A 14424-nucleotide genomic window follows, 5' to 3' on the forward strand; every position below is an offset into this window, starting at 1 on the left:
GTTGGAGGAAGTATAATGATAAGATGCAGAGATTTGGAAAGGATGATACCATGTTAACCATTACTGGTTATAGTGTGGAATTGATCAAGGACCCGTTCGGGATTTTGACGGGTAAGCGATATGAGTTGCTGCTGGATATTGAGGTGGCGGAGGATGACGAACTATTCTCGGAGAATGGATTGTATGTACGGGTCATCTATGTGGTGGAGGAAAGTCGCTCCGGCATGGTGAAATATGCCATTCATGAGAAAACCAATGATAATTACGTGGATTTTGAGCTTGAAGATGATGAACTGGCAGTCATTGAAGCTTTTTGTAAAGAGCATTTGATGGACGCTGAAGAGTAGTAGAGATATGGACTGCACATAACGAAAGTCATTAACGACATTAAACTTCCAGCAACGCCAGCATAATTACATCGAAAAATACTTTGGTCACATCGTGCATCAAATATTGCTTCAACAAACCTTCCTGTTTAAAGCCAAACTTCTCCAGGAGTTTTAATGAGTTTTTGTTTTGGGGGACAACCTCCGCTTGCATGCGATGAACGCCAATATGGTTAAAGCCATAATGGATCACGGCCCCCAAGGCCTCAGACATAAACCCTTTATGCCAATGGGCATCTGTGAGCTCGAAGCCTACGGAAACAGGAGATAGCGGATGATAATCGAACGTGCCGCGAACGGGCATGCACATAATGGTTCCGATTAATTTATCGTCCTTATGCTGGGTTATCCCCCAAGGCAGAAGCCTTCTTTCTTCAAACTGCTGATTCCAGGCGATGATCAGCTCACGGGCTTGCTCCATGGAGGAAGGTCCATGCCAATCGAGATACTTGATAATGGGGGAGCCTTCAGCATAGAAGCTATAAAGCTCATCGGCATCATCCTGCGTCATTTGTCTTAATAACAAACGCTCTGTGGACAAATTGGGAAAATCTGAATTATTATACATATATATGAATCCACACTTTCGTTAGAAGGTTAACATATACAAATTATAGCCTATCTTTATGAAATTAGTATGAAAACAATTTCAGGTGGAGGGTGACCCATAGTTGAAGGCTCTATTGGTTGATGACGAACGACTTGCGCTCATACAGCTGGAAAAAATGTTAAAAGAGCTCACCGACATCCAAATTGTTGGTACAAGTATGAATCCGCTGCAAGCTATAGAGATGGCTAGGAATTTAATGCCGGACGTTATTTTCATGGATATCCAGATGCCGGAATTATCAGGGCTGCAGGCAGCTGAGCTGCTGCAGGAGATTTGTCCATCAGCTGAGATCGTTTTTGTCACTGCATTCGATGAGTATGCGATCCAGGCGTTTGAGCTTCAAGCTCTTGATTATGTGCTCAAACCGCTGCAGCGAAAACGTTTAATCAAAACACTCCAGCGGTTAAAGCAACCGAATGTTAACCCTCCTAAAACCTCACTCCTTGAAGAGCCTGTATCGATTCGCTGCTTCCCATCGCTTCAAATCGAATATAAAGAAAATCAAGCTGAGGAACTCATCAAATGGAGAACCACTAAGGGTCAGGAGCTATTCGCCTACTTGCTTCATCATCGAGGACAATTAGTACGTAAGAGTGAGCTGCTTGATTTACTATGGCCAGACATTGATCCCAAAAAAGCAATCACCTTGCTATATACGACCATTTATCAAATTCGTCAGAACCTCAAGCGCAATGCGATTGATATCCCCATTCAAAGCTTGAGTGCGGAGGAAGGCTATATGCTGGATGCTGGACGGGTACGGGTGGAGTCCGATGAATGGGAGCACAACCTGCGTACACTGGAGCCTGTAACCGTGGATAATTTAGCCGCGCATCAACAGGTGCTGGACATGTACAGAGGTGAATATTTGGGCAAACATGATTATTTATGGGCAGAGGGAGATCGTCAGCGAATGGCAATGCGCTGGCTGCACCATGCCCAACAGGTCGCAGAGTGCTATTCGCAAAACGGAATGTGGAACGAGGCTGCGGGGGTGTATCATCGAATCCAACAGGAGCAGCCTTTGTCGGAGGATAGTTTCTTTGCATTAATGAAATTGTATGATCTTATGGGCCAGCGCGCGTCTGTAGAAGAGCAGTATCAGCTGCTGTTGAAGATGCTGGAACAGGAGCTGAACCTCGAGCCTAAGGGGGAAATTACCCATTGGTTTGAGTGCTGGAAGCAGCAGGTCAGTGACACGAGGACACATGCATCGATATTCAGCCAACGATAGTTAATGGATAGAACAGAGCAGACAGCCGGAAACATCCCGGCAGTCTGCTCTTTGCAATGGGTAATTCAACTTATTTGCTCTTCAATACTCAAAGACTCGATTGAGTAAACCCATGCAGGTATGCTACTATTTGATCATTCTTTTTATGTAACGGAAGGGAGCGGTATGAGTGGAGACTCATCTGGAAGCATTGCTTCGACAAGTTGACCAGCGTCAGGTGGAACTCATCGAATTGGTCGAGCGTTTGATCCGGTTTCAAACACCGGCACCACCAGCTCGCAATACAGAGGAAGCCCAGCAGTTTGTCGCTGCATTTTTGCAGGATAAGGGCTTTGTTATTGATAAATGGGACGTATACCCAGGAGATCCGAATGTCGTTGGTGTGTTAAAAGGCAGCGAATCGGATACGTACAAAAGCTTGATTATTAACGGTCATATGGATGTGGCTGAGGTGAGCCCGGACGAGGCGTGGGAAACGACACCCTTCACCCCGATTGTCAGGGACGGTGCGATCATTGGCCGAGGTGCCGCGGATATGAAGGCGGGGCTTGCCGGGGCGCTGTTTGCCACTCAGTTGCTGCATGAAGCTGGTATCCGGCTGCCCGGTGACCTTACATTCCAATCCGTGATTGGTGAGGAAGTGGGCGAAGCGGGAACGCTGGAATGCTGCAAACGTGGGTACAGCGCGGATTTTGCCATCGTTGTCGATACAAGTGATTTGCATATTCAAGGGCAGGGCGGCGTCATTACGGGCTGGATCACGGTGAAGAGCAAGCAAACCTTTCACGATGCGACGAGAAGGAGCATGATCCATGCCGGAGGCAAGCTGTTCGGCGCAAGCGCTATTGAGAAAATGGTGAAGTTGGTTCAAGGACTGCAGGATTTGGAGCGTCACTGGTCCGTAATCAAAAGCTATCCGGATTGTCCACCAGGAGCAAGTACGATCAATCCTGCCGTTATTGAGGGAGGTCGACACGCCGCGTTTATTGCCGATGAATGTCGATTATGGATCACCGTACATTTTTATCCGAATGAGACCCATGAGCAAGTAGCCCAAGAAATCGAGGAGCATATCAGACTGGTGGCCGCCGGAGATGTATGGCTTCGAGACAATCCCCCTGAGTTTACATGGGGCGGATCGTCGATGATTGAAGACCGCGGCGAAATCTTCCCTTCACTGGAGGTGGACCCGCAGCATGCCGCTGTTCGTGCGTTAATGGGGGCTCACGAGCGTATTTTGAACAGCCGGCCTGTTGTTGATGTATCACCGACTGTCACTGATGGGGGCTGGTTTGGGGATGCTGGCATTCCCGCAGCTATTTATGGACCAGGCGATTTGGGCAATGCCCATGCCGTCAACGAGCAGGTATCGATCCAGCAGGTAGTAGATTTCACCAAAGTGATGCTTCAATTTATATACGAATGGGGACATACAAAGAAATAACCCTTTAAAGAAAAGAGGAAGCTATCGATGACATTTTCAACCTACTTATATGAAAAGCTCCAGCATGTCTGGCGCCAAAATCATACTCATCCTTTTGTACAGGAGCTTGGGCGGGGAACGCTCCCCATCGAGAAGTTTCGCTTCTATATGGTTCAGGACTATTTGTATTTAATTGATTATGCGAAGCTGTTTGCTATGGGTGCTGTAAAAGCGAATGATATCGGGACGATGGGCAAGTTTGCTGCGCTGCTGAACTCCACGATGAATGAGGAGATGTCCTTGCATCGCGACTACGCGGCTCGTTTTGGGATTTCGCTAGACGAGCTGGAGCAGGCTGATCCCTCTCCTATCACGCTGGCTTACACACACTATATGCTGCACGCTGCGAACAATGGGTCCTTGGCTGATCTGGTTGCGGCGCTGCTTCCGTGTATGTGGAGCTATTGGGAGATCGGGGTGGAGCTGAATCAAATACCGGGAGCGTCCGAGCATGAATGGTATGGAGAGTGGGTGCGGATGTACAGCTCAGAGGAATTTGGCAATTTGGCTCGCTGGTGTCTGGATCTGTTCGATCAATTGACAGAGGGTAAGCCGCAGGCGGAGCTGGATCGGCTGGAAACGATTTTCTTGAATACGACCCGCTATGAAACGCTGTTCTGGGATATGGCTTATCATCAGGAAACATGGCCAATTCGTTAAAATGAAGTAATGGACTGCAATTTGCTGACTGCCATATACAAAAACAAGCCAGAAGAGGATGAACATACATGCTCTCTGGCTTGTTTGACGTTCTTATTTTACACGAGAAGATTTAATAAAGAGTGATACGACAAGACCCACGATGGCAAGAATGAGACCGAAAATGAAGGAATCTTGAACGCCTGCGGTTAATGCGGCGCTAATTGCTGCTGGGTCAGCTGGATTTGTCACATGTTTCATATAACTGCTTTGGGAAGCAGACATAATGGTAATGGCAACGGCCGTACCGATAGCGCCCGACACCTGCTGCAGTGTATTCATTGTAGCTGTCCCATCGGGATACAGCTCTTTAGGTAATTGATTCAGCCCATTGGTCTGAGCAGGCATCATCACCATGGACACACCGATAAAAAGAAAGGAATGCAGCAAGACCACCGTTAGTATAGAAGTTTCTGTGTTGACGGTTGAAAGTATCCATAACATGACAATCATGATAGCAAAACCAGGAACAACCAGTCCCCGAGGTCCATATTTGTCAAAAATACGACCTGTTAATGGCGACATCAAACCATTCAATACGCCTCCTGGCAACAGCACAAGCCCTGCTGAGAATGCCGCTAATGCCAGCCCCGTTTGCAAGTATAAGGGCAGCAAAATCATAGAAGATAAGATGATCATAAAAGTAATAAATACAGCTAATAAACCTAAAGTAAACATCGGATATTTAAAAACACGCAAATCTATCATCGGCTTGCTCATTTTAAGCTGTCTCAACGAAAACAGGAGTAGTGCGGTGAGACCTACAACGATAGTAGAAATCACGATACTACTGCCCCAGCCACTTTCACCTGCACTGCTAAAGCCGTACACAATACCGCCAAAACCTATGGTTGATAAAATAATCGAAAGAACATCGATTTTGGGCTTGGTGATGGTCGAGACATTTTGCATGTAGGTGATGCCAGATAATAACGCGATGACAAGAAACGGTAACGACACCCAGAAGATCCAATGCCAATTCAAATTCTCGATAATTAAACCGGACACCGATGGTCCAATAGCGGGTGCAAACATGATCACTAATCCCATCAGCCCCATGGTCGCTCCTCTTTTGTGAATCGGAAAAATCAATAAGATCGTATTGAACATCAGAGGTAACAATAAACCGGTGCCGATGGCTTGAATAACACGGGCTAGCATGAGCATGGCAAAGCCTGGTGCCACTGCCGCGACGAGCGTTCCGATAATGGAGAAGATTAGTGACGCTGTAAATAATTGACGAGTACTGAACCATTGAAGCAAGAGGCCAGAAACGGGAACCAGAATCCCCAAGGTTAGCAGATATCCTGTTGTCAGCCATTGTACCGTGGAAGAGCTAACCTGAAATACGTTGATTAAATCACCAAGTGCCATATTTAAAGCTGTCTCACTAAATAATCCAATGAACCCTGCAATTAAAAAGGAAATTAAAATAGGGGTTGTTCTAATGACTTGCTGCTGCTGTGATGCAAGTGTTGACATGCGATATTCCTCCAATAAAAGCTTTGATTGACCTGTGTTGATAGTATTTTCTGAAGCTGTATGCGGTATGAAATTATTTTATAGATAATAATAACGGGATCTGTTCAGCAATGGCCCGGAGCGGGGCACCGTTGGTGGCAGTTAATGAATAAACAATACCGCCTTCTATTAACGCGTTGATGACAATACTTAAATCCTTAGACTGCTTATCGCTGTAGCCTGCTCCTAATAACTTTTTAATGTACATAGATTGCCACTCCTCAAAAGCAGAATGACAGGCAATTCGTATAGGCTCACTTGTTGAATGCTTTTCACCTGCTATCGTTCCGATGGACAAACCGGGAAATGCATTTGTTTTATCAAAAATCCCCTCGGATAATTGGTAAATATGAGTCTGAATCGCTTGTACAGGATCTTCAATGCTTGTAAATACCTCTTGAATTTCGCCTAAAACGATCTCTTTTGTATAATGAATCGCCGCGATAGCTAATTCTTCTTTGCCTTTAGGAAAATAATGATACAGCGATCCCTTAGGGATACCACTTTCCTCAATAATGTCATTAAGCCCTACACCATAGTAGCCATGTATTCGAAAAAGCCGAGAAGCGACTTCAATCAGAATGTCTCTGGAATTTTTTTTGTCTGCCACAGCTGAATCACCTTCCTAAAATTATAACAACCGGTCTATTAGTAGAATAGTGGCATATCCCGAATTTGTCAATGATCCTTCATAAAACAAAGCGACCACTCCCGGTACAATACCGTAAAGTGGTCGCCGCTGAACATGCTTATCGTGCAGTCTAATTTGGAGGTCATTCCCTTTTCTTGCCTGAGGCGGTCAATACTCCTTCAAACATATCGATAATTTCCAAAAACCGCTCCGCTTCCCTGAAAACGTGATCCGCCAATAAGGGGTGGATAATACTTTTAATTTTACATGCATAGATTAGATCTCTCGCCGTTTGTTTAAAATCGCGTAATGATTTCACAGAGACTCGATTCTGATCCAAAAATTGGGTTAAAAGAGGCTGCGTTTGCGATTGTGGACGCATAGAGCTCAAATCCTGGGCCTGGAACAGCAATTGATCAAAATCCTGGCTGAACTCGCGGGCCTGATCTACCAGCTTACGTTCGGAAGGGTCAAGAAGGTGTCCTATGAATTTGGCGTGATCTGCCATGATTTTCAGAAAAAATACATTTTCGTCAAGAATCGCATCCTGCAGCGGCTCCAGCTTGCCTTGATTCAGTTCTTCCAGACGATTTCGAAAATAATTCGCTTCCCGACTAACATGATCGACCAATAGGGGGAAGTTGTTTTGCCCGGGAAGCTGACAGGTCAAGATCAGACCTAATATTTTTCTTTTGAACACCCATATATGCGAAACGGCTGTATGTACTTCCGTGTTGAATTGTCGTATAGAGGAAGGATCCGTATCCAGACCAAAAGAATGCGATTTGTGTTCAATGCCTTCAAACAATTTGTAAAAGTAATTCGCTTCATTAATGAGTTGAGTATCCTCGCAGCGAAAGCCCAGCCTCAAGAAAAATGAATGTTCTTTCATGATGCGGGACCAAAAGCGAATTTCATCAATAGAACGTACGACAAAAGCATCCGGCACACGAATAACCTCCCAAGGTATATTTGTAATACCTTATGCGAGGTGTTCATGATTATACATTATTTGGACGGTATGCAGTGTCGTATATAGGAATTAATCTTGCATCTGCCCTTTATTTGGGTATTTTAAAACTGACGGTAGTACCTTGATCAACTGCGCTTTGAATCTGAAGTCCTGCACCATAAAGCTGCTTCAAGCGCTGATCCGTGTTGAACAGACCAATACCGCTCTTTTTGTCGCGGCGGCCGTCAAGTAATCCCTGCAGCTTCTGCTCATCCATACCGACGCCATTATCTATGATCGATATTTCAATATGGTCTGCGGCAGGACGAATCCGAATTTGTACTGTTCCTCCACTAGCGCGTTGGAGAATGCCGTGATTTAACGCATTTTCTACTAACGTCTGGATGGATAACGGAGGCAGCTTGGCATGAAGGTGTGGTTGAATTTCCCAGACAACCTGCAGCCGCTCATCGAACCTTTCTTTTTCTATGTATAAATAGGAACGGACAAGTTCAATCTCGTTATCCAGAGTAACCTCCCGTTCCAGGTTTTGCAGGCTGAAGCTGGAACGCATGTAGGTCCCGAATACCTCTAGGAGAAGCCTCATTCTTTCCATGTCCAGATCACCAAGAGCAGAAATCGAATTTAGCGTGTTGAACAAAAAATGCGGTTTAATCTGGGCGTGCAGCCACGCTGCTTCCACCCGAAGCTGTTCACCAATCGATTTTTTTAAATCCGTCAGGGCACGCACACGGGATTTTAATTCCAGTGCATCCATCGGTTTGATTACATAATCATTGGCCCCTGCATGGAAACCGGTAAAAATATCCTCTGAACGGCTGCGTGCGGTCAATAGCAGAATCGGCAGCTCTGATAAGGAGAAGCGCTCACGAATGAGACGCGACAATTCATAGCCAGACATATGCGGCATCATAATGTCGGTGATGACCAGATCCCAATGCTCACTTACAACACGTGCTATCGCTTCCTTGCCGCTAGTCACCGTGACGATATCGTAATTTTCGATTTCCAGCATACTTTGAAGAATTTTGAGATTAAGTGGATCATCGTCCACAGCCAGGATGCGTTGCTTGCTGCCGCTGCTCACAGCTATTGGTTCAGAAAAATGCTCTGACACTTTGCTCGCTACAGCTGCAGCTGTTTCTGAAATAATTTCTGAAGCCTCATAGACGGAGGTGGAGGCAGGGTGCTCTCTTAGAATTGCTTCCTGATGTTCTACCGGGTCGAACAGCGGCAGGGTAAAGGTGAATATGGAGCCTCGAGATGATGTCGTGCTGACGTGGATATTACCACCGTGTAATTCTACCAGCTGCTTGCAAATATTGAGTCCAAGTCCGAGACCGCCGCCTACAGCTGTGATGCTGGAATCACCTTGCTCATATCGCTGAAAGATCCGCAGCCGTACCTCTTCCTCCATACCCGTTCCTGTATCGGCAATATGAATGCTGGCCCTTCCAGCCTCGACATGAGCGGTAATGGTGACATAGCCTTCGTTTGTATATTTGATAGCATTGTGAACCAGATTAAATAAAATTTGGATAAGCCGATTCTCGTCGGCATAGACACTCGGGAACGGTTCCGGGATATTCAGAATGAGCTGAATCGGCTTACCCTCGGTCATAAATTGCAGCATGTCGACAACACCCGACGCCACGGAATGCAGGTCAATACGGGTTCGCTGCAGATGAATCTTGTTCTCCTCAAGCCGATTCAAATCCAGCAGATCGTTCAGCAGGAAGGTCATACGACGACCTACATGGATCAGCAGCTCCATATTTCGCGTATTCGTGTCATTCATAGCTTTTCCATCGCTGTCCAGGACCGTTTGGGCGATATTAATGATGCCATGAAGCGGGTTGCGTAATTCATGAGACGTATTCGCCAGAAAATCATCCTTCAGCTTGTCGACTTTTTTGAGCTTGTCCGCAAGCTTCACAATTTCAATAGAATTCCGGAAAGACCGTTTGAACCAGTAAATCGCAAACCCGAGGAAGTTAAAAATCAGATCGAAGGGATAGTAGGTCATCTCGATCGAACCGGCATTTCGGGTAATTCCCCATACGATATTGGCAGTGATGCTTACGGCCCCCAGCAGTAAAAAGATGGCATCATTGTCCCCCTTGATTACTGCACGAAGCAGAATTCCTGGAACAATCAGATTAGAGAGTAATAAAATAACGGCGAGCAAAAACAACGTCTTAGTGATGGCTTCGGTATTAGCGCAAACAATAAATAAGCTGTAAAGACTGCAAAAATAGGGAAACCAGACAAAAACCTTCATTTTCGTATAATCAGGAAACAAATACTTTATAAATTGCACAAAAAATGCGGTAAGACCAATATAAGCTATAAAAAAAATTTTTAAAGACCAATCCTGTTGAATGGGCATCCAGATCAGCAGTAATCGGTCGTCATCGACAACAACACTAAGGATCGTAAACAGGTTTAATAGAGCAAAGTAGATCAATGCCTTTTGACGAGAGCCTATGAAATACAATAAGATGGCATATACCGCGTGCAGTAATAGAAAGACACACAGCAGAAGCTGCATGCTCATTGTAAATAGGGTTTCATGGTTGAGGGCAGGCTGGAATCCAAATCGAATAGGCTGAACGATGCCTCCGGGACCAAAGCGGCTGGCATTGGATACTTGAATAACAACCTCGATCTCAGGCGTATCCGGTGTGAAAAATACGGAGTAAGGGATGTCAACAGCCATATACGCATCAGGGTTTTCTGCAGGATGACCAGCGTTTCCGAGCAGTCGACCGTTCACGAACAGCTGAGAAGCTGTTTGGATTTTGGGGATTCGAATGCCATAGGATTGATCCCTTGTGGGATTAGTCAAAATTCGCAGCCGATAAGTCCCGTAGTTAAATACAGTATCCCGATCAAACTGAGGATTGTTATCCCAACTGGATGGCACTTGAATAAAGCCTCTTTCCTTAGAGGAAGGCTGCGCTTGAAATGAATTTGGATGTAAAAGCAGATTCGGGTAAAATTCCCACTGACCGTTTAATGAAATAGTGTGCTCGGATGGCAGGTCCCAATCCCGTAAGTCCAGCACCCCTGCTGTCACTTGAGGATGTTCGGGGGTCATATGGTAAACAAACCAAGTTAAGCGTAACCCGGTTAATACAATCAGGAAGATCCCTATAAGGATGAGGATTTTTGTTTTTGACATAGTAATAAATATTTCGACACAGATCTTATAAATCCCTTCTGGCCATGAGCCAACCGAAAGCCCCTGGTTTTCCGAATTTCTGCATTATTTGAGTTCGGGATGGATTATAATTGGAAGTGACACCGACTGTTTGTATGCTAATTGTACCCATTAGAAAAAATAGGTTGACTCACCGTAGGTTGAATGATAAGATTGTAAAAATTTATCTGAAAATATGTGATCAAAACTTTAAGAGGAGTGAGAAAAAGTGGCCAAGTACTACACGGAGCCTTCGCGTACGTTTACCGAGTATCTACTCATACCGAACTTGTCGACCAAGGATTGTACACCTGCAAATGTAAGCTTACAAACACCTCTCGTCAAATTCAAAAAGGGGGAGAAACCGGCAATCTCGCTGAATATCCCGTTTTCATCAGCAGTCATGCAGGCAGTATCGGATCATCATATGGCGGTTGCGTTGGCCCGGAGCGGCGGTATTTCGTTCATTTTTGGATCTCAGCCGATTGAAGAAGAAGCGGAAATGGTGCGTAAAGTCAAAGGCTATAAGGCTGGCTTTGTCGTCAGCCGTTCGAACCTGACTCCCGAGCATACACTTGCCGATGTGCTCGATTTAAAAGAAAAAACAGGCCACTCAACTCTGGCTGTAACCGACGACGGAACTGCGAAGGGCAAGCTCTTGGGTATTGTGAAGGGCAGCGACTACCGGATTAGCCGTGACTCTCTGGACAAGCCGATCAGCCAATTCATGACGCCGTATTCTTCATTAATTTATGGCAAGCTGGGTATTACACTGTCGGAAGCGAATGATCTGATCTGGGAGCATAAAATTAACTGTTTGCCGATTGTTGGCGATGACCAGCGTCTGGAATATTTGGTTTTCCGCAAAGACTATGAGGCGCATAAAGACCATCCGAATGAGCTTTTGGATGCCAATAAAAGCTATATTGTAGGTGCGGGCATTAACACTAGGGATTACAAGGAAAGAGTTCCGGCGCTTGTCGATGCTGGAGCTGACGTTTTGGTCATTGATTCCTCCGATGGATACAGTGAATGGCAGCGGGATACGATTCAATATGTGAAAGCCAACTTTGATGTGAAAATCGGAGCCGGCAATGTTGTCGATCGTGAAGGCTTTCTTTATCTGGTCGAGTCGGGCGCCGACTTCGTGAAGATCGGAATTGGTGGCGGATCGATTTGTATTACACGGGAACAAAAAGGAATCGGGCGCGGTCAGGCATCATCATTGATTGAGGTTACTGAAGCGCGGAACCAGTATTATGAAGAAACCGGTATTTATATCCCGATATGTTCTGATGGCGGAATTGTCCACGATTACCATATCACTTTGGCTTTGGCGATGGGCGCGGATTTTGTGATGATGGGCCGATATTTTGCGAGATTCGATGAAAGTCCAACCCGCAAGCTAAAAGTGAACAACAATTTCGTTAAGGAATTCTGGGGCGAAGGCTCCAATCGGGCACGCAACTGGGAACGTTATGATTCTGGCGGCAAGAGCGGCCTGATGTTTGAAGAAGGTGTAGATTCGTACGTACCGTATGCGGGCAGTCTACAGGAAAACCTGGAGAAAACAACCAGCAAAATCAAATCGACCATGTGTAATTGCGGCTCCAAGTCGATTGCCGAGCTGCAGCGGGAAGCCAGAATTACGGTTGTATCGGCGACCAGCCTTGTTGAGGGCGGAGCACATGATGTGATACTGAAGGAAAGCGGCTTATCCGGAGAATAAATAATTTCATACCAGGACGTGTCTTCTGCTTGTGCAGGGGAGCACGTCCTTTTATTTTATTAATATAGGTAAGAATAACAAACAATGCGTTATATGCCGCGTAAACGTGTTCCTTTGAATGCATAAAAAGCCGGGGATGGATAAATAGCATCAATGTGTAAAGCTGCAAATAATGCGGGCATGAGCTGTCTGGCTGTCTGGAGATCAACCCAACGTACCTCAGTGATGTCATCGTCTGGATCCTGAATAAGCATGTCCCCATCTGTACGAATTCAATTGATTTGATACATATATTACCACGAAAAATTAATAAATAGCAAACATATGTTCTTGTTTATGTACTGGTCTGTTTAATCTTCTTTGACAACCAGCCCCATCAGATTGGCAAATACGGCCGCTTGCTCACGGGAAATGATACAGCCTGGTAAATCCTCCAAGCCTACGCCTAATGAGCTGAACTGACAATTGCTAAGATCAATGCCGTCGAGCTTGGTGCCGGAATATTGTGCCAGATCGATAAGGCAACTTTGAAACATCGTCTTAAGTAAGGTGGAATTGTAAAAATCCGCACTGCGTAAGGAGCAGTCCTCGAACAGCACCTGCTTGAAATTGGCAAAACGAAACGTTGCATAATCACCGAGACATTGATGGAAGCGCACATTTCGAAGGGTAGCGCCAGTCAGATCCAAGCCGATGAGCTTACAGTTCCTAAACTCCGTTCTATGGATGGTCGCATCCTGGAAATTGACATTGGATAGATCGCAGCGTTCAAAAACAACATCAGTAAGCTCAAGTTCGGTCAGTGACGTCTCGGTGAAAGTGACGTTATTCAAAATCATTTTATCAAAGGACATTTTGCGTGCGCTGCAATTGTCGATAAAACTATCTTGAACCCTTCCCAGCTCGATATGATCATAGGATTGCATATTAACAAGCTCAAGCTCCGGCAGATGGGCCGGTAGCTTGGGTGCTTCGAGTGGTGCAGGTGGTTTTTTCTTGTTCACAGGTTTATTCATAGGATCTCCTTAGGTATCATATTATCGCAGCTCGGATTGTCTCTTTTTGCGGTAGTGGGATGGGGTATGACCGATATGCTGTTTAAAAACACGAACAAAATAACTGATATTGTCGAAGCCTGTATCGAGAGCGATAGCGGCTATTTGATGGTCGCTCTGTTCCAGCTGCACGGCTGCTTGCCGGGTTCGGAAACGATTGACGTAATCAATAGCGCTTGTACGCATCATTTCACGGAAAAATCGGCAGAAGTGTCCTTCACTCATATTGGCCAGAATAGCAAGCTCCTTAAGTCGGATCGGCTCTTGGTAATGCTCGTGAATGTAATGGAGACGGTTTTTAAGAGCTCTGTTTTCTCGCGGTTCGTATAGGTCCCTGTATCGGGTGAACGCTCGGCAGCATGGGAGAACAGCTCGGCAACAATAAGATACAGCCGCGCCTTGGTCGTCAGCTCGCGTAAAGGTTCGACCTCCACATTGGAACGGATCATGTCCTGCAGCAGAACCAACACGTGCTTTTCCCAATCCAGCTCGCCTTTTAACTGAATCGGTGGCGTATAAGGACGATTGAGCAGGGGAGCGATGAACTTCTCCTGAATGGAATCATAGGTGGAGCTGGCTACAAAATCGCTGTGGAACACAAAAGCGTCAAAGCTGCAAGGACTCCCATCAATCGGAAATCCGGCATGAATCTCGCCACTCGGAATGAACACAGCTTGCCCCGAGCTCACCTCCATCATCTCGGTCCCCACCTGAAAGAGCGCTCGGCCGGAGGTCACGATGAGAAACTCTAATTCCTCATGCCAATGGCAATCCAGAATCGGCTCTCCAGCCGCGTATTGCAGCTTATAGACACTGACGGGATATATGGGGTGTCCGTGAATACGATTTTCTTTCAACGTATCGCGGTTCATCTCGGCGACCTCCATTGAATATCAGGATA

At 45.8% G+C, this 14424-nt stretch carries 14 protein-coding genes; 5 read left to right on the plus strand and 9 right to left on the minus strand.

Annotated elements, in window-relative coordinates; genetic code table 11:
• Positions 1-50 precede the first annotated feature (50 nt).
• On the plus strand, positions 51-347 hold the full coding sequence (locus NST47_RS04165; RefSeq protein WP_341154001.1) for a DUF6509 family protein: 297 nt from the start codon (positions 51-53) through the stop codon (positions 345-347).
• Positions 348-387: 40 nt separating this feature from the next.
• On the opposite strand, the gene NST47_RS04170 is transcribed toward NST47_RS04165, so the two are convergent.
• On the minus strand, positions 388-954 hold the full coding sequence (locus NST47_RS04170) for a GNAT family N-acetyltransferase (protein WP_341154002.1): 567 nt from the start codon (positions 952-954) through the stop codon (positions 388-390).
• Between the two features lie 103 nt (positions 955-1057).
• On the opposite strand from NST47_RS04170, the gene NST47_RS04175 reads away from it, so the two are divergent.
• The 3 genes from NST47_RS04175 (at position 1058) to tenA (ending at position 4373) form a co-directional block, all read left to right on the plus strand.
• Positions 1058-2230: a response regulator gene (locus NST47_RS04175; protein ID WP_341154003.1), complete on the plus strand. Its 1173-nt coding sequence runs from the start codon at positions 1058-1060 to the stop codon at positions 2228-2230.
• Positions 2231-2399: 169 nt separating this feature from the next.
• Entirely contained in the window at positions 2400-3674 is a 1275-nt protein-coding gene (locus NST47_RS04180) for an acetylornithine deacetylase (protein ID WP_341154004.1), read from the plus strand.
• A gap of 27 nt (positions 3675-3701) precedes the next feature.
• Positions 3702-4373, plus strand: coding sequence for a thiaminase II (gene tenA / locus NST47_RS04185; protein WP_341154005.1), 672 nt, complete (start codon positions 3702-3704; stop codon positions 4371-4373).
• A 93-nt stretch (positions 4374-4466) separates the two neighbouring features.
• Here tenA and NST47_RS04190 read toward each other — a convergent pair whose 3' ends face one another.
• From NST47_RS04190 to NST47_RS04205, 4 genes are all read right to left on the minus strand, one after another.
• Entirely contained in the window at positions 4467-5894 is a 1428-nt protein-coding gene (locus NST47_RS04190; protein ID WP_341154006.1) for a DHA2 family efflux MFS transporter permease subunit, read from the minus strand.
• A gap of 73 nt (positions 5895-5967) precedes the next feature.
• Entirely contained in the window at positions 5968-6543 is a 576-nt protein-coding gene (locus tag NST47_RS04195) for a TetR/AcrR family transcriptional regulator (protein ID WP_341154007.1), read from the minus strand.
• A gap of 163 nt (positions 6544-6706) precedes the next feature.
• Complete coding sequence (locus NST47_RS04200) at positions 6707-7513, minus strand: DUF2935 domain-containing protein (protein ID WP_341154008.1); 807 nt, start codon at positions 7511-7513, stop codon at positions 6707-6709.
• 112 nt (positions 7514-7625) lie between these two features.
• The gene (locus tag NST47_RS04205) at positions 7626-10721 is read right to left on the minus strand and encodes a hybrid sensor histidine kinase/response regulator (protein WP_341154009.1); all 3096 of its coding nucleotides are present in this window, start codon (positions 10719-10721) and stop codon (positions 7626-7628) included.
• Between the two features lie 247 nt (positions 10722-10968).
• Here NST47_RS04205 and NST47_RS04210 point away from each other — a divergent pair, with 247 nt between their 5' ends.
• Positions 10969-12468, plus strand: coding sequence for an IMP dehydrogenase (locus NST47_RS04210; RefSeq protein WP_341154010.1), 1500 nt, complete (start codon positions 10969-10971; stop codon positions 12466-12468).
• An 89-nt stretch (positions 12469-12557) separates the two neighbouring features.
• Here the strand turns inward: NST47_RS04210 and NST47_RS04215 are convergent, their stop codons facing one another.
• The 4 genes from NST47_RS04215 to NST47_RS04230 form a co-directional block, all read right to left on the minus strand.
• Positions 12558-12722 carry a hypothetical protein gene (locus NST47_RS04215; protein ID WP_341154011.1) on the minus strand — a complete coding sequence of 55 codons (165 nt, stop codon included), beginning with the start codon at positions 12720-12722 and terminating at the stop codon, positions 12558-12560.
• Between the two features lie 96 nt (positions 12723-12818).
• Positions 12819-13484, minus strand: coding sequence for a pentapeptide repeat-containing protein (locus NST47_RS04220; RefSeq protein ID WP_341154012.1), 666 nt, complete (start codon positions 13482-13484; stop codon positions 12819-12821).
• A 21-nt stretch (positions 13485-13505) separates the two neighbouring features.
• A complete protein-coding gene (locus NST47_RS04225) occupies positions 13506-13748 on the minus strand; it encodes a helix-turn-helix transcriptional regulator (protein ID WP_341154013.1) in 243 nt (80 codons plus the stop codon).
• The gene (locus NST47_RS04230) at positions 13745-14395 is read right to left on the minus strand and encodes a cupin domain-containing protein (RefSeq protein ID WP_341154014.1); all 651 of its coding nucleotides are present in this window, start codon (positions 14393-14395) and stop codon (positions 13745-13747) included. The genes NST47_RS04225 and NST47_RS04230 overlap by 4 nt, the downstream gene beginning before the upstream one ends.
• Positions 14396-14424 lie beyond the last annotated feature (29 nt).

It is taken from the genome of Paenibacillus sp. FSL H8-0034 (assembly GCF_038000305.1).
Classification (GTDB): Bacteria; Bacillota; Bacilli; order Paenibacillales; family NBRC-103111; genus Paenibacillus_S.